The organism is Psychroserpens sp. (genome assembly GCF_034670085.1).
Taxonomy (GTDB): Bacteria; Bacteroidota; Bacteroidia; order Flavobacteriales; family Flavobacteriaceae; genus Psychroserpens.
This window is the reverse complement of the sequence record NZ_JAXMOD010000002.1, coordinates 356523-380928: the sequence shown is the minus strand read 5'-3', so window position 1 is coordinate 380928 and position 24406 is coordinate 356523. Positions and strand designations below refer to the sequence as shown.

Annotated in this window: 22 protein-coding genes; 7 read left to right on the top strand and 15 right to left on the bottom strand. The window is 33.1% G+C overall.

Going from position 1 to position 24406, the window contains the following annotated elements; all coding sequences use genetic code 11:
- Positions 1-4 precede the first annotated feature (4 nt).
- Positions 5-457, top strand: a complete 453-nt coding sequence (locus VOI25_RS05525; RefSeq protein WP_323788010.1) for a hypothetical protein — start codon at positions 5-7, stop codon at positions 455-457.
- Between the two features lie 34 nt (positions 458-491).
- Here VOI25_RS05525 and VOI25_RS05520 read toward each other — a convergent pair whose 3' ends face one another.
- From VOI25_RS05520 to VOI25_RS05450, 15 genes are all read right to left on the bottom strand, one after another.
- The gene (locus VOI25_RS05520) at positions 492-935 is read right to left on the bottom strand and encodes an Rrf2 family transcriptional regulator (protein WP_323788009.1); all 444 of its coding nucleotides are present in this window, start codon (positions 933-935) and stop codon (positions 492-494) included.
- A gap of 77 nt (positions 936-1012) precedes the next feature.
- Positions 1013-1576, bottom strand: coding sequence for a YdeI/OmpD-associated family protein (locus VOI25_RS05515; RefSeq protein ID WP_323788008.1), 564 nt, complete (start codon positions 1574-1576; stop codon positions 1013-1015).
- Between the two features lie 20 nt (positions 1577-1596).
- Positions 1597-2067: a DUF6265 family protein gene (locus tag VOI25_RS05510; protein ID WP_323788007.1), complete on the bottom strand. Its 471-nt coding sequence runs from the start codon at positions 2065-2067 to the stop codon at positions 1597-1599.
- 7 nt (positions 2068-2074) lie between these two features.
- On the bottom strand, positions 2075-3352 hold the full coding sequence (locus VOI25_RS05505) for a nuclear transport factor 2 family protein (RefSeq protein WP_323788006.1): 1278 nt from the start codon (positions 3350-3352) through the stop codon (positions 2075-2077).
- A gap of 106 nt (positions 3353-3458) precedes the next feature.
- Positions 3459-5261, bottom strand: coding sequence for an acyl-CoA dehydrogenase family protein (locus tag VOI25_RS05500; RefSeq protein ID WP_323788005.1), 1803 nt, complete (start codon positions 5259-5261; stop codon positions 3459-3461).
- Positions 5262-5305: 44 nt separating this feature from the next.
- Complete coding sequence (locus VOI25_RS05495; RefSeq protein ID WP_323788004.1) at positions 5306-5668, bottom strand: four helix bundle protein; 363 nt, start codon at positions 5666-5668, stop codon at positions 5306-5308.
- A gap of 35 nt (positions 5669-5703) precedes the next feature.
- Positions 5704-6897 carry an acetyl-CoA C-acyltransferase gene (locus VOI25_RS05490; protein WP_323788003.1) on the bottom strand — a complete coding sequence of 398 codons (1194 nt, stop codon included), beginning with the start codon at positions 6895-6897 and terminating at the stop codon, positions 5704-5706.
- Positions 6898-6974: 77 nt separating this feature from the next.
- Positions 6975-9383 (bottom strand): 3-hydroxyacyl-CoA dehydrogenase/enoyl-CoA hydratase family protein, encoded by a 2409-nt coding sequence (locus VOI25_RS05485; RefSeq protein WP_323788002.1) that lies wholly within the window; start codon positions 9381-9383, stop codon positions 6975-6977.
- Position 9384: 1 nt separating this feature from the next.
- Positions 9385-9840 (bottom strand): MarR family winged helix-turn-helix transcriptional regulator, encoded by a 456-nt coding sequence (locus VOI25_RS05480; protein WP_323788001.1) that lies wholly within the window; start codon positions 9838-9840, stop codon positions 9385-9387.
- A gap of 167 nt (positions 9841-10007) precedes the next feature.
- Entirely contained in the window at positions 10008-10409 is a 402-nt protein-coding gene (locus tag VOI25_RS05475) for a hypothetical protein (protein WP_323788000.1), read from the bottom strand.
- A gap of 100 nt (positions 10410-10509) precedes the next feature.
- A complete protein-coding gene (locus tag VOI25_RS05470; protein WP_323787999.1) occupies positions 10510-12282 on the bottom strand; it encodes a long-chain fatty acid--CoA ligase in 1773 nt (590 codons plus the stop codon).
- A 272-nt stretch (positions 12283-12554) separates the two neighbouring features.
- Positions 12555-13361 carry a helix-turn-helix domain-containing protein gene (locus VOI25_RS05465; RefSeq protein WP_323787998.1) on the bottom strand — a complete coding sequence of 269 codons (807 nt, stop codon included), beginning with the start codon at positions 13359-13361 and terminating at the stop codon, positions 12555-12557.
- Between the two features lie 65 nt (positions 13362-13426).
- Positions 13427-17101: a phosphoribosylformylglycinamidine synthase gene (gene purL / locus VOI25_RS05460; RefSeq protein ID WP_323787997.1), complete on the bottom strand. Its 3675-nt coding sequence runs from the start codon at positions 17099-17101 to the stop codon at positions 13427-13429.
- A gap of 168 nt (positions 17102-17269) precedes the next feature.
- Complete coding sequence (locus tag VOI25_RS05455; protein WP_323787996.1) at positions 17270-19177, bottom strand: endonuclease; 1908 nt, start codon at positions 19175-19177, stop codon at positions 17270-17272.
- Positions 19178-19185: 8 nt separating this feature from the next.
- A complete protein-coding gene (locus VOI25_RS05450) occupies positions 19186-20400 on the bottom strand; it encodes an RsmB/NOP family class I SAM-dependent RNA methyltransferase (RefSeq protein WP_323787994.1) in 1215 nt (404 codons plus the stop codon).
- Between the two features lie 150 nt (positions 20401-20550).
- Here VOI25_RS05450 and VOI25_RS05445 point away from each other — a divergent pair, with 150 nt between their 5' ends.
- The 6 genes from VOI25_RS05445 (at position 20551) to VOI25_RS05420 (ending at position 24297) form a co-directional block, all read left to right on the top strand.
- Entirely contained in the window at positions 20551-21129 is a 579-nt protein-coding gene (locus tag VOI25_RS05445) for an RNA polymerase sigma factor (RefSeq protein ID WP_323787993.1), read from the top strand.
- 39 nt (positions 21130-21168) lie between these two features.
- Positions 21169-21483, top strand: coding sequence for a hypothetical protein (locus VOI25_RS05440; protein ID WP_323787992.1), 315 nt, complete (start codon positions 21169-21171; stop codon positions 21481-21483).
- A 10-nt stretch (positions 21484-21493) separates the two neighbouring features.
- Complete coding sequence (locus VOI25_RS05435; RefSeq protein ID WP_323787991.1) at positions 21494-21997, top strand: hypothetical protein; 504 nt, start codon at positions 21494-21496, stop codon at positions 21995-21997.
- Between the two features lie 118 nt (positions 21998-22115).
- Complete coding sequence (locus VOI25_RS05430; protein WP_323787990.1) at positions 22116-22403, top strand: EF-hand domain-containing protein; 288 nt, start codon at positions 22116-22118, stop codon at positions 22401-22403.
- A 27-nt stretch (positions 22404-22430) separates the two neighbouring features.
- A complete protein-coding gene (locus VOI25_RS05425; protein WP_323787989.1) occupies positions 22431-23852 on the top strand; it encodes a CotH kinase family protein in 1422 nt (473 codons plus the stop codon).
- 151 nt (positions 23853-24003) lie between these two features.
- The gene (locus VOI25_RS05420) at positions 24004-24297 is read left to right on the top strand and encodes an EF-hand domain-containing protein (RefSeq protein WP_323787988.1); all 294 of its coding nucleotides are present in this window, start codon (positions 24004-24006) and stop codon (positions 24295-24297) included.
- Positions 24298-24406 lie beyond the last annotated feature (109 nt).

Below are 24406 nucleotides of genomic sequence, written 5' to 3'. Positions count from 1 at the left end.
AAATATGAAAAAATCATTTGTAATATTGTGCTTATTGGCTGTGCTAATTGGTTGTAAAAGTGAGACAAAAAAAATGAATTCTATTGAGGAATCAGAAGTAGAATCTATATCCATTATAGATACTTTATCACTTAAATTGAATGATGGACAAAAATGGATTGCAAATATTGAAACGAATGAAGGCATTTCAAAAATGGATTCTATTATTTCTACATTCAAAAAAAGCAAAGGAAACGATTATGAAACCTTAGGGAATAACCTTGCAAAACAAACAGGTTATGTCATTAAACATTGCAGTATGAAAGGAGAACCACATGATCAATTACATGTTGTGTTAATACCTATGTTAGATGAAATATCTGTTTTGAGAGAAGAAGATGATGAAGAAAAAAACAAGCTTGCACTTCATAATCTGGAAGCATTAATAAGTGCCTATTTTGAGTTCTTTAAAGTATAATGTTTGTGGTGTTTTTAGGTTATAATCAATTTTTTTAATCCTTGTCGATTTTTAAAAATGAGGTACCAGATTTTATGTCCAATGCTAATTGTTCTAAATTGGTATTCTCTAGCATATGTTTTAATTCTGAACGTACAAACTTAAACTTGTCATGAACCGGACAAGGATGTTCATCATCACAAACATGTAAACCTAATCCACAGCCACTGTAAATGCTATCACCATCTATAGCTTCAACAATTTGAGATAATTTAATTGTAGAAATGGCGTCCTTTTCTATTTCAAAACCACCATGAGCACCTTGAACAGATTTAATAATTTGATGTCTCACTAAATCTTGTAAAATTTTGGCAGTAAAAGCTTGAGGAGAATCAATTTCTTTTGAAATCTCTTTTGGACTTACACGTCTATTTTCATACGAATTAATCGCAATAAAAATGGATGCTTTGATACCATATTCACAAGCTTTTGAAAACATAAACGGTAATTTAATTACAAATATCTGAAATATTTTTTAAATAGGATGTAATGGTCTTATATAAATCCTTTATTTACTTACCAATTCCCTCTACTTTTAATATTCTTAGCACAAAATTTGATAATTTCTGTGATTCGTTTGTCACGAGTTGTTTCTCTTTTGGCCTGATTTAGCCAATATAAATACCCTTTTCTGTAGGAAGGAGCAAAGTTATTATAGTTCTCTAATGCTTGAGGATGGTTATCAAAGGCTTGTTGTAATTCTTTTGGAATGATGCCTTTTTCTACTTCATCTAATGCAGTCCAACTACCATTTAGTTTTCCAATTTTAATTTTAGCTATTCCACTTTCGTGCATCAATCCGGCTTTAGAGAGTTCTTTTATGTGTTTTTTATTTAAAGCACTCCAAACACTTTTTTCGTTTCTTTCGCAAAAGTATTGCCTGCGTTTTCCGTTGCCTAAACTCTTTACTGTAGAATCAATCCAGCCATAACATAATGCAACTTTGACAGCTTCCTCCCAGCGCATTGAATCATTTTCGTGATCCACTTTGTAGAAAATTAAATAAATACCTTGCGATGACTTATAATTCTCTTTTAGCCAATTTCGCCATTCTTTATCTGTTTTGAAATAGAACTCCATGAGTTAAAATTAGCAGCTATTTATTCTTTCTTGTAATTGAATTTTACAATCTCTACTTCACCAGAATCAGTCTTAATATCAACAAAGACATTCATTTCATTATCACTTACTTTTTCAAAGGTCATTCCTTCAAAGACAACTCTATTTACTGTAATTTCTTTTAATGGAAAGTCTACCGTTTCGTTTTTAGTTTCCCATCCTTTTAAATCATTATCAAAGTGTTTCAACTGAAGTACTAATGTATTTTCAACTTCTCTGATGATCTCAATTTCGTAAAATGAAACTTTTCCATTGTTGATTAATTTAAACGTTGCCATCATAGAACCACTTGAAGGTTCACTCCAGTTTTCTTCGGTTATACCTCCAAAAGCTTCCCCTTTCCAGTTCCCAGCAATCCAAGCACAGTTTTCTAGTTTGGGTTCTAAAAGTGTTTCATTTTGTGCAACCGTAGACAAGGTAAAAGCAAAACAAAGAATAAGAAAATATTTCATAAGGTGTTTATTGAATGAATGTTACTTTAACTATTTTACCATTTTCAACTTCATAAATGGCGACGGCTTCTAGGATTTTACCATTGGCTGTGACCTGTTCTTCGTCTATTACTTTATTGCCAATAACGATACGTTTTTTCACGAACGCTCTTAAATCTGGAACACGTTCAAACCAATCCTTATAGCTTTTTCGCATAGCGGTTTTACCTTCAGTTTGTAAGGTATTCGGATAGGCATATAATTTTACGTCATCAGCATAGTCACTCATAAAGGCATCAATATCTCTAGCATTATAAGCATCAAGGTTTCTTTGAACAACAGCTTCAATACTTGAAGCATCAGTTGAAGTTTCTGATTTAGTGTCTTTAGTATCAGTTGATTCGTTAGTGGTTTCTTCTGTAGTCTCTTCAGTTTCAGCAGTTGGACTTACATCTCCTGCAATAAGTAGTTTATTAGATTCAGCATTCACGGCTAATCGTGAAATTTTAGTAATTCCATTAGCTGATAAGTCGGCAATTTGTTTCCAATTATTATCTCTTTGAAGCCTTAATTTGAATAAGGTATGCTCTTTACCTGAAAGTATAGTTTTACTATCTAGCCAGCAAATGTCTTCAACTCCTTCCAAAGTATTTGCAATAACTTTTGTATCACCAGTTAAAGGATTAAGCGATTTTATTTGCCATTGGGTTTCATTTTCTTTGGAAATAAAACTCACTAGATTTGAATTGGGTATTCTATGGAATGAACGACCAACATTAGTTACATATTTTCTGTTTGTTCCATCTTGAAGATTGCTTACAAACAAGTTTAAATTGTTTTCTTCTATAACGGCTGAAACAATGGTATGTTCATCAAACCACGTATAATAAGCCACAACTAAATCTGCAATAAGCTCTTTAGATTCGCCATTACTTCCATTATAACTGTATAAGCGTTGCTTCCCGTCTGGATCTAAACGAACTGCAGTGATTTCATTGGTATTTGGATTTTTTAGAGGTGTATATTCTCCACCTTCGGTAGAATTTAACCAAGATTTAGATCCATATCGCGTGTCGTATTTTGCAATATCTGTTTGGTTACCTCTAGTTGAAGCAAAAAGAATGTATCGCTCATTGTAAAATGAAGGTTGATTGTCGTAGCCTTCATTATTAGAAATGTTTTTACCATTCTTAACTTCAATTTTGGATGCATTGGCATCTAAATCGAATAAGAAAACTTCGGTATTGGCTTGCGAAAAACCGAAAGTGTAAACGAGTAAGAAAAATAGAATAAAATAGAGTTTCATTTGTATGTATAAAATTTGTTGCCTAAAGATACCAAAAAAACAAAAGCCAATTCCGTTAGTGAATTGGCTTTCTATTGTTAAGAAAATTTTTGAATTAGCCTAAATTTTAAAAACAATATTTATTTTCTGCTTTTACTTTTTCAGCAATCTCAATACGTAAATCAACGATGTCAGGATAGTTTACATATTTTGTAAATCGCTTAAGTCCCATTAACATCATACGTTGTTCGTCACCTTCAGCAAAAGAAATAATACTTTCTTTTCCTTTTTCTTCTACGATATCTACGGCGTGATATAAGTATAATTTTGCCATTGCTATTTGTGCAGATTGCGCATCTTCACCATAACGTTTTACATTCTTTTCAGTTCTCAAAATTGCAGATTCTGCCATATAGATTTCAATTAAAATATCTGCAGCAGCAATAAGCAATTGTTGATGGTCTTCTAATTGTGGTCCATATTTTTGAACAGCACCACCAGCAACCATTAGGAATGTCTTTTTTAATTTTTTAATCATTTCCTTTTCTTCTGAAAATAATTCAGAATAATCAGGCGTATCAAATGAAGGAATTCCCATTAATTCTTCTTGAACTGCTTGTGCAGGACCCAATAGATCAACGTGACCTTTCATTGCTTTTTTAACTAGCATTCCAACCGATAACATTCGGTTGATTTCGTTTGTACCTTCATAAATACGAGCAATACGAGCATCTCTCCAAGCAGATTCCATAGGCGTTTCTTCAGAGAATCCCATGCCACCAAAAATCTGGATGCCTTCATCTGCACAATTTTGTACATCTTCAGATACAGCAACTTTCAGAATAGAACATTCAATAGCGTATTCTTCAACACCTTTTAATTCTGCTTCTTGATGTGAATTTCCAGCAGCTTCACGTAACGCTATACGATCTTCAATGTTTTTTGCAGCTCTATAGGTTGCAGATTCACCAGCATAAGCACTAGCAGCCATTTCGGCTAATTTGGTTTTAATGGCACCAAAATCTGCAATAGGAGTTTTAAATTGTTTACGTTCGTTGGCGTAATTTACGGCAATTGATAAAATACGTCTTTGTGAGTCTAAACAAGCAGCAGCCAATTTAATACGACCAACATTAAGAGCGTTCATTGCAATTTTAAATCCTTCACCACGACCAGCAAGCATGTTCTCAACAGGAACAACAGTATCATTAAAGAATACTTGACGTGTCGAACTAGCACGAATACCTAATTTGTGCTCTTCTTCTCCCATGGTAATACCATTAGCAGCATCATTTTCTACAATAAAACCAGTAATATTTTTGTCATCTTCAATACGAGCAAAAACGATCATCAAGCTACAGAAACCTGCATTTGAAATCCACATTTTTTGTCCGTTAATTTTATAAGTCTTTCCATCTGCTGAAAGCTCTGCAGTTGTTTTACCAGAATTAGCATCAGATCCGGCTCCTGGTTCAGTTAAGCAATACGCTCCAAACCATTCACCTGTAGCTAATTTTGGAACATATTTTTGTTTTTGCTCTTCTGTACCATATAATGTAATTGGCATTGTTCCAATTCCAGTATGAGCACCAAATGCAGTACTAAATGATCCAGTTCCACTAGAAATATAATCACAGGTTAAACATGTGGATACAAATCCCATTCCTAATCCACCATAAGCTTCAGGAACTGCAACACCTAAAAAACCAAGTTCTCCAGCTTTGCGCATAACTTCTTCAGTTAATGCGAAATCTTTTGCTTCAAAACGAGGCTTGTGTGGAATAATCTCACGATCATTAAATTCCATTACGGCTTCCTTCATCATTTTTTGTTCTTCCGAAAAATCTTCAGGAGTAAATACGTCTTCGCATTTTGTTTCTTTTACTAAGAATTGACCTCCACGTAGGATATCTTTTTCAGTTGCTTCCATTGTTTTCTTTTAGATTAAAGAAGATAGAAAATAGAGAATAGACTTTAAATGAGGCTATTTTGAAACCCCATAGTCATTCTTTGAAATTCCTCTATTTTTTCTTCAAGTATTTTTAAATTGTTTTCGTTTATATAATTTCTATGTTTTGCTACTAATAACTGAGTTCCTAATTCAAAAGAAGATCCTAAAGAAATGTCTAAAAAATAACTGAAAGACTTATCTGTTCTTGATGAACCTTCTGCAATATTGCTTGGCATTGAAACAGAACATCTACTAATTTGTGAGCTTAAATCAAATCTCTCATGCTTCGGAAAATCTAACAATAAGTCTGAAATATCATTTGTAATCTCTAATCCGAGTTTCCAAATTTTCAAATTTTTATAATTATGTCTTTGCTTGGCACACATTGTCTTTTTTCTCTTCTCTATATTCTTTTATTTTTTTAGTTAAGAAACTCAAAAATTCCACAGGCACCTTGACCAGTTCCTACACACATGGTTACTGCTCCATATTTACCTTTCATATCACGTTTGCGCATTTCATCAAATAACTGCACAGATAGTTTTGCTCCAGTACATCCTAATGGATGACCAAGTGCAATTGCACCACCATTCACATTAATAATGTCTGGATTTAAATCTAATTCTCTAATTACAGCTAGAGACTGAGAAGCAAAGGCTTCGTTGAGCTCAATTAATCCTAAGTCTGATTGTTGTAATCCTGCTTGTTTTAATGCTTTTGGAATTGCCTTAACTGGACCAATTCCCATGATACGAGGTTCAACACCTGCAGCAGCATAATTTACTAGTCGTGCTACGGGTTCAAGATTTAGCTCCTTCACCATGTCTTCACTCATCACCATAACAAATGCTGCACCATCACTCATTTGTGAAGAATTACCAGCAGTAACGCTTCCACCAGCAGCAAATACAGCTCTAAGTTTTGCTAATGCTTCTTTGCTAGTTCCAGCACGAGGACCTTCATCCTTAGTAACCGTATATGATTTAGTCGCTTTTTTTCCGTTAGCATCAATATAGGTTTGTTCAACTTCAATTGGAACAATTTGATCTTGAAAACGATTTTCTGCTTGGGCTCTTAAGGCTTTCATGTGAGAATTGTATGCAAACTCATCTTGATCTTCACGAGATACTTTAAATTGATTGGCAACTGCTTCAGCGGTATTTCCCATTCCCCAATAATAGTCTTCGTGACCAGCTTTTACAATCGCATCGTAATTCAATTCTGGTTTAAAACCTGTCATTGGTACACTACTCATGCTTTCTGCTCCTCCAGCAATAATACAATCTGCCATTCCAGCTTGAATTTTTGCGGTTGCAATCCCAATAGTTTCAACTCCTGAAGAGCAAAAACGGTTAACAGTTACACCAGGAACATCGATTACTTCTAATCCCATTAAAGAGATTAAACGCGCCATATTTAATCCTTGAGAACCTTCAGGCATTGCATTTCCAACAATAACATCATCAATGCGTTTAGGGTCTAAACCTGGCAATTCTTTCATCATAAATTTGATGGTTTCAGCTGCCAATTCATCTGTTCTTTTAAAACGGAACACGCCTTTTGGTGCTTTACCAACTGCTGTTCTATATGCTTTTACTATATATGCTTGTTTCATAATTTTGATTTTTAGATAATTAGATTTGTAGACGTTTTAGATTTCTAATAGTCTAGAGATCTAAGCTTCTAAGTTGTCTAATTTCTTAATGGTTTTCCTGTTTTTAACATGTGCTGAATTCTTTCTAAAGTTTTACGCTCAGTACAAAGTGATAAAAACGCTTCACGCTCTAGATCTAATAAGTATTGCTCACTGACTAAAGTTGGTTCAGATAAATCTCCACCTGCCATTACGTAGGCTAGCTTATTTGCAATCTTCTTATCATGTTCACTAATGTAATGACTTGCTTGCATAGAATCTGTTCCTACTAAGAACATACTCAGTGCTTGTTTTCCAAGTACCTTAACATCATTTCGTTTTACAGGTTGTGTGTAACCAGCATCTGCCATAAGTTTAGCATGCGCTTTTGCGGTAGCAATTTGTCTGTCTTTATTAACGACTACGATATCTTTTCCTTTTTGAAGGATTCCTAAATCGAATGCTTCATAAGCTGAAGTCGCAACTTTAGCCATACCTATAGTTAAAAAATATTCTTGTAATACATTTAACTCAACATCTCCTTTTTTGAAAATATCTTGAGCTCTTAAGGCCATTTCTTTAGAACCTCCACCACCAGGAATCACACCAACACCAAACTCTACAAGTCCGATATAAGTTTCTGCAGCAGCAACAACTTTATCTGCATGCATTGATAGCTCACAACCACCACCAAGAGCCATTCCGTGAGGAGCAGAAATTGTTGGAATTGCCGAGTAACGCATCCGCATCATTGTGTCTTGGAAATATTTGATAGCCATATTAAGCTCATCATATTCTTGCTCTGCAGCCATCATAAAAATCATTCCGATATTTGCTCCAACAGAGAAATTTGCAGCTTGATTACCTACAACTAATCCTTCAAAATCTTTTTCAGCTAAATCAATAGCTTTATTTAAACCAGCTAAAACATCACCACCAATGGTATTCATTTTAGATTGGAATTCTACATTAAGGATGCCATCACCTAAATCTTCAACAACAACGCCTGAGTTTTTAAATACTTCATTAGATTTTCTAATGTTGTCTAATATGATAAAACTGTCTTGACCAGGAATTTTTTCTTGAGATTTCTTCGGAATGTCATAGGCATAAGTTGCACCATTTTTTACAGAATAGAATGATGTACTACCAGAAGCTAACATTTCGTTAACCCAAGCATTAGGTACTAAACCTTCGGCCTTCATTATTTCGATTCCTTTTTCTACTCCAATCGCATCCCAAATTTGGAAAGGACCATGTTCCCAACCAAATCCAGCTTTCATGGCATCATCAATTTTATATAAATCGTCAGTGATTTCAGGGATTCTATTTGAAACATAAGCAAATAAAGCAGCAAAACTCTTTCGGTAGAATTCACCAGCTTTATCCTTTCCATTGACTAATATTTTGAAACGATCAACTACTTTATCTACGGTTTTAGTTAACTCTAAAGTCGCAAATCTTGCTTTTTGAGCCGATCGGTATTCTAAAGTCTTAAGGTCTAATGATAAAATTTCTTTTTTACCATCAGCTGACACATTCTTTTTATAAAACCCTTGTCCAGTTTTACTTCCTAGCCATTTGTTTTCCATCATAGTAGTGATGAAATCTGGAAGTGTGAAAAGGGAGTTGCATTCGTCTTTCGGACAATTATCTTTAATGCCGTTAGCTACATGAACCAAAGTATCTAAACCTACGACATCGACAGTTCTGAAGGTTGCAGATTTTGGACGACCGATTACAGGTCCAGATAATTTATCGACTTCTTCGATTGTAAGATCTAAATCTTTGACTGTATGAAATAAACTCATAATACTAAAGATTCCGATTCGGTTCCCTATAAAAGCAGGAGTGTCTTTTGCAATTACAGATGTTTTTCCTAGGAATTGTTCACCATAACCATTTAAGAATTCTAAAACAGAAGCATCTGTTTTTGGTCCTGGAATGATTTCAAACAATTTAAGATAACGTGCAGGATTAAAGAAGTGCGTTCCGCAGAAATGTTTCTGGAAATCGTCACTACGACCTTCACTCATGAATTTAATAGGAATACCAGAGGTGTTTGACGTAATTAAGGTGCCAGGAGTTCTGTATTTCTCTAATTTTTCAAATACTTGTTGTTTGATATCTAATCGTTCAACAACAACTTCCATGATCCAATCTACATCTTTTACTTTTGCAATATCATCTTCAAGGTTTCCTGTTGTGATTCTATTTTGAAAAGAAGCATGATATAAAGGTGCTGGCCTTGATTTTATAGACGCTGTAAGGGCATCGTTTACTAGACGATTTCTAACAACTTTATCTTCTAAGGTTAAACCTTTAGCTTTTTCTTTTTCATTTAGTTCTCTTGGAACGATGTCTAATAAAAGGACATCAACTCCAATATTGGCGAAATGACAAGCGATACCGCTTCCCATAATTCCTGAACCAACAATGGCTATTTTTTTTATTCTACGTTTACTCATCTTATTTTAAAATGTGTTCTTTTTGGTTGTATATCTGTTTATTTGAAATCATATTATTAATAATTTCTGCTACTTTATAGAAGTTTGTGAGTTCTTCTTCTGAAACATTTTTTTTAATAGTTTCGTTAAAAGTGAGCACTTTTTCTTTAGAATAGGCTCTTTTTTCTCTCCCGAATTCTGTGAGATAAATCAAGACACCTCTTCCGTCTTCTGGATTTGGTTTACGTATTATTAAACCTTTTTCTTCCATTGTTTTTAATGTTCGAGATAAACTAGTAGCTTCCATACCCATTTTAGGACCTAATGACGTAGAAGGTGTACCATTTTCTGGATCTATGCTTAGTAATGCAAAACCTGTTGCCATGGTAGTTCCAAATTGAGAAGCTTCTTCATTATACATCTTATTAACAGCTAACCAAGTAGTCCTTAAGACGTAGTCAATAGTTTTATCTTTCATATTTAAAATTTAGATGTTCAAATATACTAAAAAATACTATGCACGCATAGTATTTAATAAAAATTATGCATGCATAGTATTTTGAGAGCTTATATGAAGTGGCGTAACTAAAAAACGCTTCATTTTAATTGAAGCGTTTTTTATAAGTATTTTAAGATTAGTATTTTTTAGTTATTTGGATTTAATTTTCCATTTACGATACCTACAACTGCGCCAACAATTGCAGCTAGGATTATTGAAACTACTAAATCTATAGCAAACATTTGATAGGTAACACCCTTAACCAAAGCCATATTAAAAAGACTAGCGTTTAATCCCATAAAGAAACCAATTATTGCACCAGCTTTTGCACCAGTGGCTGCAGTAGAAATTTGAGCCCATCGGTTAAAAATGTAGGAGACAAAAAAACCAAATGTTAAACAACCTGCCAAAATACAGACCATTGTTTTTGTAGATTCTGCTGGTTGAGGGAAATAATCTGCTAGTAAAATACCGTAAAACAGCCAACCCAAAAGCCAGTCTACAATTCCGCCAATAAGACCTGAAACTAAAAATGTTTTTGTATTCATGTTATAAATATGTATTAGTTAGTGTTATAAATATACATATTTTAACATAAAAATTATGTAGTCTATAATTTATTAGATAAAAAAATGAAGATAATGTAATTTATACTCTGTAAATTTTATTATATAATTCTTGATAAATACCTTTAATTACTTCCCTTTTCATTTTCATGGTAGGCGTGAGGTGTCCACCATCAATAGTCCAAGCTTCTGAAGTAAGTTCAAATCGTTTTATTTGTTCCCATTTGCCAAATCGCTTATTATATTTATCAACTTCTTTTTGGATTCGTTGAATAACAAGATCTGAGTGTGCTATTTCTTTTTCAGAAGAGCCTATTTTATGCTTTTTGTTTTCAATCCAATCTCTAATAAATTCAAAGTTAGGTTGAATAATAGCACCTGGCATCTTTTCACCTTCACCAACAACCATAATTTGTTCAATAAAAAGTGACTGTTTGAATTCATTTTCAATAAGGGTAGGAATAATATATTTCCCTCCTGAAGTCTTAAACATTTCTTTCTTGCGTCCAGTGATTTTAAGGAAACCATCTTGATCAATTTCACCTTTATCACCAGTATGAAAATAATCACCAGTCATGACGCTTTCTGTTTTCTCAGGATCTTTGTAGTAACCCATCATTACATTTGGGCCCTTAATTAAAATCTCTCCGTCTTCAGCAATTTTAACTTCGACATTACTTATAGGTTTTCCAACGGTTCCTACTTTAAAATGTTTATCTCTATACATTCCAACGGAAACAACTGGAGACGTTTCTGTAAGTCCGTAACCTTCCATAATCTGCATACCTCCTGCAGAGAAAACTCTAGAAAGACGTTGTTGTAATGCTGCACTTCCTGAAACCATAGTTGACAGTTCACCACCAAGAGCTTCTCTCCATTTACTAAAGATTAATTTGTTGGCTATTTTTAATTTAAATTCATACCATGCTCCATTTGCACCATAAGGTTCCCATTGTTCTCCCAAAGCTACTGCCCAATAGAATAATTTTTGTTTGATACCTGATAAATCATCAGCTTTAAGCATTATTTTGTCAAATACTTTTTCTAATAGTCGAGGAACGACACTCATTAAGTGCGGTTTTACTTCTTTCGAATTTTCACCAATTTTATCAAGAGCTTCTGCAAAATAAATACTAGCACCTGCATATTGATAGATATAAATTAGAACGCGTTCAAAAATATGGCAAATAGGCAAGAAGCTTAAAACTCTTGTTTCGCCATCAATAAGTGGCAATCTTGGCACACTATCTAATGCGTTGCTAGTAATATTGTGATGGGACAACATCACACCTTTAGGAGTTCCTGTTGTTCCAGATGTATAAATTATGGTAGCGAGATCTTCAGGTTTTACTTGGTCTTTTCGTTCTTCAACTTCATTTTGGGTACTTTCATCTTTGCCAAGTTCGAATAATTCTGAATAGTGTTTACAACCTTCAATTTGATTAAAAGAGTAAACATCTTTAATCTGTGTTTTTCCTTTAATGCTATTAACTTTATCAAGAACCTCTTTATCAGAAACAAAGCAGTAAATCGATTCACTATGGTTTAAAACGTATCCATAATCTTCAGCACAAATAGTTGGATAAATAGGAATATTTTGAGCTCCAACTTGAAGTATTCCAATATCCATAATATTCCATTCTGTTCTGTTGGTTGAAGAAATGACAGCAATTTTATCATTTTTTTTAACGCCTAATTTAAGAAGCGCTCTACTAATTGCATTTGCTTTAGCTAAGTATTCTTGCGTAGATGTTGGTGTCCATTTTCCATTATATTTAGTAACTAGAGCTGTATCATTAGGTTTGTTTTCTAGTTGGTAATATGGAAAATCAAAAAGGCGTGTAACTTCTGTCATTAGTAATTTTTTATTAGGATATGCAAAATAGTTAATAAATGAAGATATCACAAATAGTAGAACGTATGGATCACAATTTTGAATCTAAGATTGCTTCCATAAAAAAGGAGCTATAATGACAATAGCTCCTTATTAATAATTTATCTATCTATAATTAATACTAACTAAAAAACTTAAATATAACCCTATAATTAAATTGATTTCAATAATAGCAGACAAATCGACTATAAAAATAAGACTAATAGCTGATGTTATGTTGTAAAAAAACGAAATTATGATTTGCCTAAGTATTCATTTAATAACGGATTGTTAGCTCCAAAATAAGACTTAGGTGATTGGTGCATAAATAATTTAAAATCTTTTGTAAAATGAGATCTATCATAATAGTCATATATTAGTATTAAATCATTCAAATCTATTTCTTGACTTTCATATCTGCGCATAAGTTTAACAAACCTATATAGACGTATATATTTTCCAGGGGTTAAACCCACTATCTTTTTAAAATGATTCTCTAAGGTTTTTTGAGAAATTTTAATTTGATCTAAAATCTCTTGAATATTTAATAGGCCATCTTTTCGCTTAATAATATCAATGGCTTGGTCAACTTCATTAGTGTTTTTGTTAGTATTTAATTTTATGTTTAGAAATAGTTCATTTAGGTTTTTAACGATAATTTCAGATGACTGAGAACTATGCATTATTGGATTCAATATATGATATAGGTTATTATTATAATTTGATAATTGAAGATGTTTATTGTAGAGCTTTGAAATATCTGAGTTTAAAATTTTAAATAAGGCTGTTGGATGAAAACTTATTCCGAATGAATGTGATGCTTTTGATGTAATAAATTGATACGATCTAAAGAATTGTCCACTAATAATTATGTCCTCTAAAGTTGTTTCAGTTTTACCACTAACAGTTTTCTGTTTTCCATAAAACACCGAAGTAATGTGAGTATTGCCTATAGGTAACACCGTAGATTCAAAAGGAACACTATCATCATTAAATTTTAACTCGTAGTATTCCTCAATAATATTTGAAACTGGTGTATGGTCAAAATAGTTGAGGGTCATTAAAAATATTATTTGTAGGTAAATTAATACATTTTATTTAAATCAACGATTTTTTAACAAGAATTCTAGTTCTTTTCAATCCAAAGACGTGCATTAACAAACGCTTCTAGCCAAGGCGAAACTTCGTCTTTTCTTCCAGCAGGATAATTTGCCCAATTCCACTGAAATGTTGACCGTTCAATATGTGGCATGGTAACCAAATGACGACCAGTTTTATCACAGAGCATGGCTGTATTAAAATCTGAACCATTCGGATTTGCTGGATAGGATTCATAACCATATTTCGCAACGATATCATATTGATTTTCACTAAGTGGTAAACTAAATTTACCTTCACCATGAGAAATCCAAACACCTAAAGTGCTTCCAGCAAGTGATGAAAGCATAATGGATTTATTATCTTGAATCTTAACCGACGTAAAACTACTTTCATGTTTTTGCGACTCATTATGAATCATTTTACCATGAGTTTCGTGTTCAGGATTGATGAGGTCTAATTCCATCCATAACTGGCAACCATTGCAGATACCAACAGATAATGTATCTTCTCTTTCAAAGAAGTTTTTGATGGCCTTATTAGCATTTTCATTATACTTGATTGCACCAGCCCAACCTTTTGCAGAGCCTAAAACATCAGAATTTGAAAATCCTCCAACTGCTCCCAAAAATTGAATATCTTCAAGCGTTTCTCGACCAGAAATTAAATCGGTCATGTGGACATCCTTGACATCAAATCCAGCCAAATACATAGCATTTGCCATTTCGCGTTCAGAATTACTTCCTTTTTCACGTAGAATAGCTGCTTTTGGTCTTTTAGAATTTAGTTTTGGTAGTTTTCCAGTAAAATGTTTTGGTAACGTATAAGTTAAGGGTTGATTTTTATAGTTGTCGTAACGCTCTTTTGCAAGCCCGTTAGCCGTTTGTTTTTGATCGAGTAGAAACGAGGTTTTGTACCACATATCTCTCATATCTGACACTATAAAAGCAAAAGAATCTTTATTGTTTTTGATCGTAATTTTTCCAGAATTATTAGCTGTTCCAATTTGGAAAAATTCAATATTTTGTTCTGATAAAATTGGTTCTACCGAAGCATCAGCCTGAAAAACAAGTCCTGAGTTTTCAGCAAATAAGACTTTAATTGAATCATCTTCATTTAAAGGAGAGATGTTAAAATCGGCACCTAAATTCACATCCGCAAAACAAAGTTCTAAAAGCGTAGTAATTAATCCACCAGAAGCTACATCATGTCCAGCAACAATTTTATCGGCTTTTATTAAATCTTGAATAGTGTTAAACGTATCTTTTACAAAGGCAGAATTTTTCACATCTGGAGCATCATTACCTATGGTGTTTAAAACTTGATTAAAAGAACTTCCACCTAATTTGAACTCGTCTTGAGACATATTAATGTAATAGATGTTACCACCATTAAGTTGTAAAACGGGTTCTACAACTTTAGAAATTTCATTGCAATTTCCCGCTGCAGAAATAATAACAGTTCCTGGAGAAATCACTTCGTCATCTGGATATTTTTGCTTCATAGACAGCGAATCTTTTCCTGTTGGAACATTGATTCCTAAATCGATAGCGAACTCCGAAATAGCTTTTACAGCATTGTACAATCGTGCATCTTCACCTTCGTTTTTACAAGGCCACATCCAATTTGCAGATAACGAAATTGAAGCTAGATTATCTTTTAAAGGTGCCCAAATAATATTTGTTAAAGCTTCTGTAATAGAATTTCTACTTCCAGCTTCAGGATGAATTAAACCAGAAATAGGAGAGTGCCCAATTGAAGTTGCAATACCTTCTTTTCCATTATAGTCTAAAGCCATCACACCAACATTATTTAATGGTATTTGTAATGGTCCAACACATTGTTGTTTTGCAACTTTTCCGCCAACACAACGATCAACTTTATTTGTCAGCCAGTCTTTACAAGCTACAGCTTCAAGCTGCAATACTTGCTCTAAGTAGATGCTTAAATTTTTAGTTTTATAACGCGGATTCTTATAGTTTCTTTCGACTGTAATATCAGTTAAAATAGTTTTAGGCGACGAACCAAACATATCTTCTAAAGCCAAATCCATTGGTTTGTCACCTTTGGTATTAGATTCAAAAGTAAATCTGTCATCTCCAGTAACATCACCAACAGTATACATAGGAGATCGTTCACGCTCTGCTATTTTTTGTAGTGTATCTAAATGTTTTTCTGAAATAACTAATCCCATTCGTTCTTGAGATTCATTGCCAATAATTTCTTTAGCTGATAACGTTGGATCTCCAACTGGTAACTTGTCTAAATCAATTTTCCCACCTGTGTCTTCTACTAATTCGCTCAAACAATTTAAATGACCTCCAGCGCCATGATCGTGAATAGAAACAATAAAATTTTCATCACTTTCTACCATGCCACGAACTGCATTTGCAGCACGTTTTTGCATTTCCGGATTAGAACGTTGAACTGCATTTAACTCGATTCCTGATGCAAATTCTCCTGTATCTGCTGAAGAAACAGCGGCTCCACCCATTCCAATTCTGTAGTTTTCTCCTCCAAGAATTACAATTTTATCACCTGTTTTAGGCGTATCCTTTAGTGCTTGATCTGCTTTTCCGTATCCAATTCCTCCAGCTTGCATGATTACTTTATCGTAACCTAATTTTCTAGCTTTTGATGTACTTGAAGATGAATTTTCATCATGTTCAAAAGTCAAAACAGAGCCGCATATTAATGGTTGTCCGAATTTGTTTCCAAAGTCAGAAGCACCATTTGAGGCCTTTATTAAAATATCAATTGGAGTTTGGTAAAGCCATTTGCGAGCTTTAAATTTTTGCTCCCAATGTCTATTCTCTTCTAAACGAGAATACGACGTCATATAAACGGCTGTTCCAGCTAATGGAAGCGAACCTTTTCCTCCTGCTAATCTATCGCGAATTTCGCCTCCAGAACCTGTTGCGGCTCCATTAAAAGGTTCAACAGTTGTTGGGAAATTATGTGTTTCAGCTTTAAGTGAGATTACAGATTCAAAATCTGTTGTTGTGTAATACTCAGGGATGTCAGCACGTTTAGGAGCAAATTGTTCCACTTTTGGACCTTTTATAAAAGCGACATTATCCTTGTATGCTGATACGATATCATTCGGATTTTGCTTCGAAGTTTCTTTAATCATTTTAAAAAGCGACACTGGCTTTTCTTCGCCATCTATAACAAAAGTTCCGTTGAAAATTTTATGGCGACAATGTTCAGAATTCACTTGAGAAAAACCAAACACTTCAGAATCAGTTAATGGTCGACCAATTTTTTTTGAAACACCTTCTAAGTATTCAATTTCTTCATCATTTAAAGCTAAACCTTCCTGCTGATTATAAGCTGAGATATCTTCAATATTTAGAATGGCTTCAGGTTTGATTTCAATGGTAAAAGTATCCTGATGTAATCTATTGTATTTTTCTGAAATCATAGGATCGTAATCCTTGAAATCCTCAGAAGCAGCTTCAAATTCTTCAATTCTTATGATGCCTTCAATACCCATGTTTTGGGTGATTTCGACAGCATTTGTACTCCAAGGTGTTATCATTGCAGCTCTTGGACCAACAAAAAAAGCATCGAGAGATGCTTGTTCAATTTTTGGTTGGTTACCAAATAGCCATACCAATTTTGAGATGGTTTCAGTTGATAATTCTTTTGTGACTTGAACAGCAAATACTTTACTGTTTTGGTTTCCGAAGAAATGAATCATTATGTCTTAGTTTGTGTTGAGTTTTGTAAAGGACAAATTTACTTTTTTTCAATGTATTTAAGGCAGATTATGTCCTTGAATATTTTGAGTTATTCACGTTGTTATTAACGAAAAAAGACCAATATAAAATCATATTATATTGGTCTTTTGTATTCAGGGGTTTAATCCCTAATTCTTTATCAATTTTTTACTTAATGTACGATTACCTTGTGTTACACGCAAAATGTAAATACCTCTAGATAACTGATCTGTTTGTAGGGTTTCTGAATTATAAATTGTTTTTGAAATAACACGTTTTCCTAAAACATTATAAATCTCTATTTGTGTTTGTAACGCTGAGTAAAGCTCAATGTGTAATACGTTGTTTACTGGATTAGGATATATTTTAAATTGATCTAAAACCACATCCTCAAGACTTAAGGTTTGAGTATGTTCACCTAAGTCATCACAATTGTTAGATGCAAAAGCATTCCATTCATTAAGGTTAAAAGTTGTTGTTGGTCTATCAATTGTAGCTTTTCTTACTAAGGTAGTGTTTTCTGCATAGGTTGCGCTACTTTGAAACACTCCAATAATATCTAAAAGAACATCATTTTTGAATAATCCAATAGCATCATTTCCATTAAAAGAGGTCATGTCATTGTTTAGATAATCGTATTCACCTGTACAAACAGTTGATCCACCATTACCAATTACGTAAACATCTTCGTTTGTTATAGAAGCATTATTTGGAAAAGGTATTGCTGCTCCCCAAGATGCTGCACCATTAGCATTAAGTTTTATGGTATAAGCTGATAAATTAACATCAGCTCCTGTAAAATTAGCAATCTCTAGTACTTTATTACTCCCGCTTCCTTCAATATATTCAGAAAAGAATAAGTCAATATCACCTCCAGAAGTACCATTGTCTGTAGTTGTTTCACAAGCTTGGTTACTAAAACCAGATTCATTACCTGAATTATCTTTAGCTTTTACCGTAAAACAGTAATTAGTGTCAGCTGTTAATCCTGTTGCAGTAAATGATGTGCTAGTAGAATTGAACATATTCATGCCGTCTACATATACATCGTAAGAAGCGACGGCAATATTATCGGTTGAAGCCGTCCAAGTTAAATCGATACTATTATCTGTTGGGTTAGACGCTACTAAATTTGTAGGATCTGTAGGAGCTTCAGTATCTGGAGTGGTATCCCAAACTAAAGCTACATATTCTGGATGGTCAACAAATGGATTTCTATTATTTTGGTGGTTGTAATAAATATTGTTGTTACGATCTATTTCCTTTTGAGAAACAGGATCCATTTGATGCCAAGTAACTAAGATGTTCAAAAATGGATCTGCTAAAGCTTTATCAGAACTTCCATCAAACATATCATAAGATGACCAAGATGTAATTTGATCTTCATAACGCGTCACAAAGTAAAAGTAGATTCGTGCTATATCGCCTTTAAACTCATCAATAGGTTCAAAAACTGTATTAGAATAACCAGCTGAATAACCACTATTCAAATTGTCACCTGCTTTAGATCCATTTTGTGTTGGATTAGTGATGCCAGATTGAGAAAGTAACTGATTATCATCAACTCGACCAAAAGGGAAATTACCTCTAAAGCCATTCACACGACCGTCGGCAGGAATTAAATGATGTGCATCACTATACATTGGAGTTTGAGAGCTAAAAACAGACTGAGGTATGACATGTTCTTTATTATAACAATCACCTTCACCATTATAGTTACCACATTCATCTGAGCCAGGTGAATATGTATATGGATCTGTACCTGTAGGGTTTTCAGAATACATATCTAAAATCGTATTACTCCCATTAGTTTCGTAGTAAAAATCCCTTTCGTAATTTGAATTGAAATTATCTAGTGAGTTATAACTCTGTGGTTGATGTTGTTCTTCAATAGTATTGCTAATTTGAGGATCATCAACATTATTAATAATTCTTTTAAGTTGTGTTTTTAGTGTATAGCCAGTTCCGGTTGCATGGTCGTAATAACCTGAAGGAATTTGTGCCGAAGCCGTTATTGTAATTAAAGTAATTAATAAAGTGTAAAAATGCTTCATCATAATAGGTATTATTTTTTCTTTTCTAGCAACGCCATATAAAATCCGTCAAATCCAGATTTGTGGGCATAAACATTATTTTCTTTTATAAAGGTAAACTCTTTTCCCAATTCAGATGTTAAAAAAATGTCAACTTGTTTTCTATTTTCTGATGGTAATACAGAACAAGTTGCATAAACTAATTTTCCTCCTGCTTTAACAATGCGAGAATATTGTTGTAAAATTTCTTGTTGTGTTTTTTTGATATCTTCAATAAACTCAGGTTGAAGTTTCCATTTTGCATCAGGATTTCGTCTTAAAACACCTAAGCCTGAACAAGGCGCATCAATTAAAACTCGATCTGCTTTATCATATAGTTTCTTAACCACTTTAGTAGATTCAATAGCTCTAGTTTCAATATTAAAAGCACCATTACGTTTAGCTCTGCGTTTTAATTCATTGAGTTTATTGCCATAAATATCTAATGCGATTACTTGACCTTTGTTCTCCATTAGTGCAGCTATGTGTAACGCTTTTCCTCCAGCTCCAGCACAAGCATCTACAACTCGCATTCCTGGCTTAACATCTAAAAACTCAGCAACTAATTGAGAAGATGCATCTTGAACTTCAAAGTGTCCATTTTTAAAGGCTTCAGTTTGAAACACATTAGCACGTTCAATTAAACGTAATGCATTTGGATGATCTTTAATAGCTTCAGTTTCTAAACCAAGATCAAAGAGTTCAGATTGTAATTTTTCTTTTGTTGTATTTAAAGTATTCACCCTTAAAACCACATCGGCTTGAACATTTAAAGCTGCAATTTCTTTAGACCAAAGCGCTTCTCCGAGTTCTTTAACTCCAAGTTCATCCATCCAGTCTTCTATAGATTCTTTAAATACTCTAGTCTTAGATAACTCATCAAAACGACCTTTGATTTTCCGAGAAGGTGTCGATTCAAAATATTTCCAATCTGGTAATTTGATGCCTCTTAAAGTTGCCCAAACTGCAAAAATTCGCCAGAGATTTTCTCTATCATAAGGCGCTTTGACTTCTGCAATTTCAGCATAAAGACGTTTCCATCTAACAATGTCGTAAGTGGTTTCAGCAACAAATGCACGATCGCGACTTCCCCAGCGTTTATCACGTTTAAGGAGTTGTTGAATAACTTTGTCTGCATATTTGCCTTCATTGAAAATTAAGGTTAATCCATCAATAACTGCAAAGCATAAATTTCTGTGTAAGCGCATTATAAAAAATTAAGCATGCAAAGGTACATTAAAAGTTGAGATATTGAAGGGTTTAATGGAAAGTGTTATCTTTTGAAAATAAATATATTGGGACGCAAGTTTTTATTTTAAAACACATCTAAATTTAACGTCGTAAAATTTAGCTAGTATTTGACAGAAAGTGAATTTATAGAGGAATTGAAAAGTAAGAGCAGAGCTTCGTATAGCAAATTGCTTGATGACTTTCAGAATAAAGTATTTGGGACTTGCTTGTCATTTGTGCCTAATAGAGAAGATGCTGAGGATATTGCTCAAGAGGTTTTTGTCGAAGTATTTAATTCCATATCTAAATTTAAAGGCGAATCTAAGCTCTCGACTTGGATTTATAAAATTACAACTAATAAGTGTTTAGAATTTATAAGAAAACGCAACACCAAAAAGCGTTTTGCCTTTTTACAATCACTTACAGGTGATGGGTTTGAGATTGATAGAACTCATTATTTTACAGAAATGAATCATCCTGGTATAATTCTAGAAAATAAAGAAAAGAGTGACACACTATTCCTTGCGATTAATGGATTGCCTGAAGCACAACGACTTGTATTTACATTGCATAAGATTGATGGTAAAAGTTATCAAGAAGTAAGTGATATTACAGAAAAGAGCTTGTCCTCGATTGAATCTTTAATGTTTAGAGCAAAGAAAAATTTACAAAAGAGCTTAGAGAATTTTTATAAAAATGATAATTAACGCAAGTTTTTTAAATAATACACATCTAAAGAGATGAATATGAAAACAAATAATAACATACAAAATGATATAGATGCTATTTTTGATAGTGTTAATTCAATTAAGGATGTACATGTTTCTCCTTTTTTTAAGGATAGAGCAATGCAACGTTTGTTTGCTGAAAAACAAGTGAATCAATCAAGAGTTTGGTCATGGTTTTCACCACAATTTCAATTGGCAACCTTGATGGTTTTTTTGATTTTAAATGTATTTGCTATTACAAAATTAGATTCAAATGCAACTAGCGATGAAATTGATGAGTTTGCTGAAACTTATAGTTTGATTGCTTCTGAATATGAATCAATATTTAATTAAAATGAGTAATATGAAGAAAAATATTCCCTTATATATTCTATTGGTTTTCTTAATTATAGTTAATGGTTTTTTCTTAATCAATTACTTAGGAAAATCAGATCATAAAAGACCAAAAGGAGAGCAGGAGAATTTTATTGTTAGAGAATTAAAATTTGATGCTGGACAAAAAGAAAAATTCGAAGAATTAGATATTGCACATCATAAAAGAATGAAACATATTTCAGAGAGTGAAAGAAAACTCAAGGGAGGTTTGTTTGGAAGCGTTTCAAATGAAACTATTACTGCGTCCCAAATTGATTCCATTGCTAGTCAAATAGGTGACTTAGCAAAAGAAAAAGAACTCGAGATTTTTCAACATTTTAGTGCTGTTCGAAATTTATGTGACAACGAACAGAAAGATAAATTTGAACAAATTCTGAGACATGCATTGCATGGAAAAAGACATGATGGTCCTGGAGCTCCACCTCCAGATAGAAGAAGAGATGGAAATGGTCCACCACCAAGACATGAATAAATCATTCAAAAGGCTCTTAATTTTAAAGAGCTTTTTTTTGTGCTTTTTTTAACAACCTATTGCACAAGTTTTGGAGGTGAATTGAATCTAAAACTATATAACAAACAAATAAATTAAAATGAAAAATAACATGTTTAAAACCGTATTAGTATTTGTAATGACAGTTTGTATCTCATTCACTTCATTTGGACAACCTGATAAAAGAGAACAACGTAAAAAACCACCAACGTTTAAACAACTGTTGAAAGACATGGATGCTAACGAAGATGGTAAATTATCAAAAGAGGAAGTCAAAGGCCCATTAAAAGAAGTGTTCGAAAACGTGGACGCAGATGAGGATGGATTTATTACAGAAAAAGAATTTGAAAAAGCTCCTAAGCCTAAAAGAAAAAAAGAAGGTAAATAGGAGTACAACTTTAAAAAATGATCTAAGATGAAAAAAAACAGTAAAAAATTAAACCTATTACTTGTAGTGTCAATCTTTAGCGTTTTGTCTGTAACGCTTAATGCTTGCAGTAATGATGATGATGTTACAATATTTGAAGAAGAGGAAGAAGTCGTTGACGACACTGATTTTGAAGCTACTGATTGGACGACAGCAACGCATAGTAATGATGCAGATCCTAATTTTGATGAAGTATTTCAAGATAATACTGTAAAACGAATCGATATAGTGATTACCGAAGCACGTTGGCAAAGTATGTTAGATGATATGACTGAAACTTATGGTGCCTTTGGTGTTGGTGGTGCTGGGCCAGGATTAATTGAAACCGATGAAGACCCAATATTTGTTCCTTCAGAAGTTTTTTACAATGGAATTGAATGGTACAGAGTTGGTGTACGTTTTAAAGGCAATTCGAGTTTACAATCGAGTTGGCGAAATGGTATTTTGAAATTGTCACTTAAATTAGATTTTGATGAATTTGAAGATGATTATCCTCAGATAGACAATCAACGTTTTTATGGCTTTAAAAAATTACACCTTAAAAATAATTTTGATGATTTATCAATGTTAAGAGAGAAAGTTGCAGGAGATGTGTTTAGAAACGCAGGTTTGCCAGGTTCTCACACAGCTTTTTATACTGTATACGTTGATCATGGAGATGGTCCGATATATTTTGGGGTCTATACAATGGTTGAAGATATAGAAGATACGGTTTTAGATGATTATTTTTCAGATGATGATGGGAATTTATACAAGCCAGATGGTGATGCAGCAAGTTTTTCTAGTGGAACATATGATGAAGATGAATATGTAAAGAAAACGAATGAAGACGAGGCTGATTTTTCAGATGTTTCAAGTCTTTTATCAATTTTGCATGATGATTCCAGAACAACAGATGCTGTAACTTGGAGAACTAATCTTGAAAGTGTTTTTGATACCGATATTTTTCTAAAATATTTGGCAGCAAATACGGTTATCCAGAATTGGGATACCTACGGGAAAATGACTCATAATTATTATCTATATAATAATCCAAATACAAATGCATTGACTTGGATACCGTGGGATAATAACGAAGCATTGCAATTAGGGAAAATGGGAGGTTCTTTGCCTCTTGATTTTGCAGGTTTGAACGCATCAGATTGGCCATTAATTGGATACTTATATGCAGATGAAACCTACAAAGCACAATATGATGCATATGTTCAGGACATAGTTGATGATGCTTTTAGCGTAGGTAATATTCAGACTCAATATGCAACTTATTCTGCATTAGTTGAGCCTTATGCGACTTCTGAAATTTCTGGTTATACATTTTTAAATAATAGTTCAGAGTTTCAAATTGCGGTAAATGAATTAAACTCGCATGTTATAGCACGTGCAACAGCAGTTAGTAATTATTTAGATTAAAATTTAGTAACTGAAAATTAGCTTTAAAGACTTCTTTAGAAATTGTGGAGTCTTTTTAGTTTAAAGGTTCTTTTATGTTTTATTTAACAGAAGAAAGCACAAGGTTAAATGAACAAGTACATCTAAAAGTATATAACTTTAAATTTAAAGTATGAAAAACAACATCTTTAAAATAGCAGTATTAGGATTCGGAATACTGATTAATTCAAATATATCTTTTGGGCAACCAAAAGGGAAACAAGAAAGAAAAGAACCTCCTACATTTAGTGAGTTATTAAAAGAAATGGATAAAAATGAAGATGGCAAGCTTTCTAAAGATGAAATTAAAGGACCTTTAAAAGAAAATTTTTCTAAAGTAGATACAGATGAGGATGGATTTATAACAGAAAAAGAATTTGAAAAAGCTCCTAAACCTAAAAAAGGAGAACGAAAAGGTAAGAGATAAAAAACAATTTGATTGATTGGTTAGTTAATAGTTAGTTATTAAGAGCTTCGTGAGCAATTACGAAGCTTTTTCTTTTATTTTCCTATAAATTCTATTTGGTATTGTTATT

Bases quoted from the DNA above. Each gene is read 5' to 3' on its own strand.
- VOI25_RS05525 (WP_323788010.1), top strand. From the start codon at position 5: ATGAAAAAATCATTTGTAATATTGTGCTTATTGGCTGTGCTAATTGGT.
- VOI25_RS05520 (WP_323788009.1), bottom strand. From the start codon at position 935: ATGTTTTCAAAAGCTTGTGAATATGGTATCAAAGCATCCATTTTTATT.
- VOI25_RS05515 (WP_323788008.1), bottom strand. From the start codon at position 1,576: ATGGAGTTCTATTTCAAAACAGATAAAGAATGGCGAAATTGGCTAAAA.
- VOI25_RS05510 (WP_323788007.1), bottom strand. From the start codon at position 2,067: ATGAAATATTTTCTTATTCTTTGTTTTGCTTTTACCTTGTCTACGGTT.
- VOI25_RS05505 (WP_323788006.1), bottom strand. From the start codon at position 3,352: ATGAAACTCTATTTTATTCTATTTTTCTTACTCGTTTACACTTTCGGT.
- VOI25_RS05500 (WP_323788005.1), bottom strand. From the start codon at position 5,261: ATGGAAGCAACTGAAAAAGATATCCTACGTGGAGGTCAATTCTTAGTA.
- VOI25_RS05495 (WP_323788004.1), bottom strand. From the start codon at position 5,668: ATGTGTGCCAAGCAAAGACATAATTATAAAAATTTGAAAATTTGGAAA.
- VOI25_RS05490 (WP_323788003.1), bottom strand. From the start codon at position 6,897: ATGAAACAAGCATATATAGTAAAAGCATATAGAACAGCAGTTGGTAAA.
- VOI25_RS05485 (WP_323788002.1), bottom strand. From the start codon at position 9,383: ATGAGTAAACGTAGAATAAAAAAAATAGCCATTGTTGGTTCAGGAATT.
- VOI25_RS05480 (WP_323788001.1), bottom strand. From the start codon at position 9,840: ATGAAAGATAAAACTATTGACTACGTCTTAAGGACTACTTGGTTAGCT.
- VOI25_RS05475 (WP_323788000.1), bottom strand. From the start codon at position 10,409: ATGAATACAAAAACATTTTTAGTTTCAGGTCTTATTGGCGGAATTGTA.
- VOI25_RS05470 (WP_323787999.1), bottom strand. From the start codon at position 12,282: ATGACAGAAGTTACACGCCTTTTTGATTTTCCATATTACCAACTAGAA.
- VOI25_RS05465 (WP_323787998.1), bottom strand. From the start codon at position 13,361: ATGACCCTCAACTATTTTGACCATACACCAGTTTCAAATATTATTGAG.
- purL (WP_323787997.1), bottom strand. From the start codon at position 17,101: ATGATTCATTTCTTCGGAAACCAAAACAGTAAAGTATTTGCTGTTCAA.
- VOI25_RS05455 (WP_323787996.1), bottom strand. From the start codon at position 19,177: ATGATGAAGCATTTTTACACTTTATTAATTACTTTAATTACAATAACG.
- VOI25_RS05450 (WP_323787994.1), bottom strand. From the start codon at position 20,400: ATGCGCTTACACAGAAATTTATGCTTTGCAGTTATTGATGGATTAACC.
- VOI25_RS05440 (WP_323787992.1), top strand. From the start codon at position 21,169: ATGAAAACAAATAATAACATACAAAATGATATAGATGCTATTTTTGAT.
- VOI25_RS05435 (WP_323787991.1), top strand. From the start codon at position 21,494: ATGAAGAAAAATATTCCCTTATATATTCTATTGGTTTTCTTAATTATA.
- VOI25_RS05430 (WP_323787990.1), top strand. From the start codon at position 22,116: ATGAAAAATAACATGTTTAAAACCGTATTAGTATTTGTAATGACAGTT.
- VOI25_RS05425 (WP_323787989.1), top strand. From the start codon at position 22,431: ATGAAAAAAAACAGTAAAAAATTAAACCTATTACTTGTAGTGTCAATC.
- VOI25_RS05420 (WP_323787988.1), top strand. From the start codon at position 24,004: ATGAAAAACAACATCTTTAAAATAGCAGTATTAGGATTCGGAATACTG.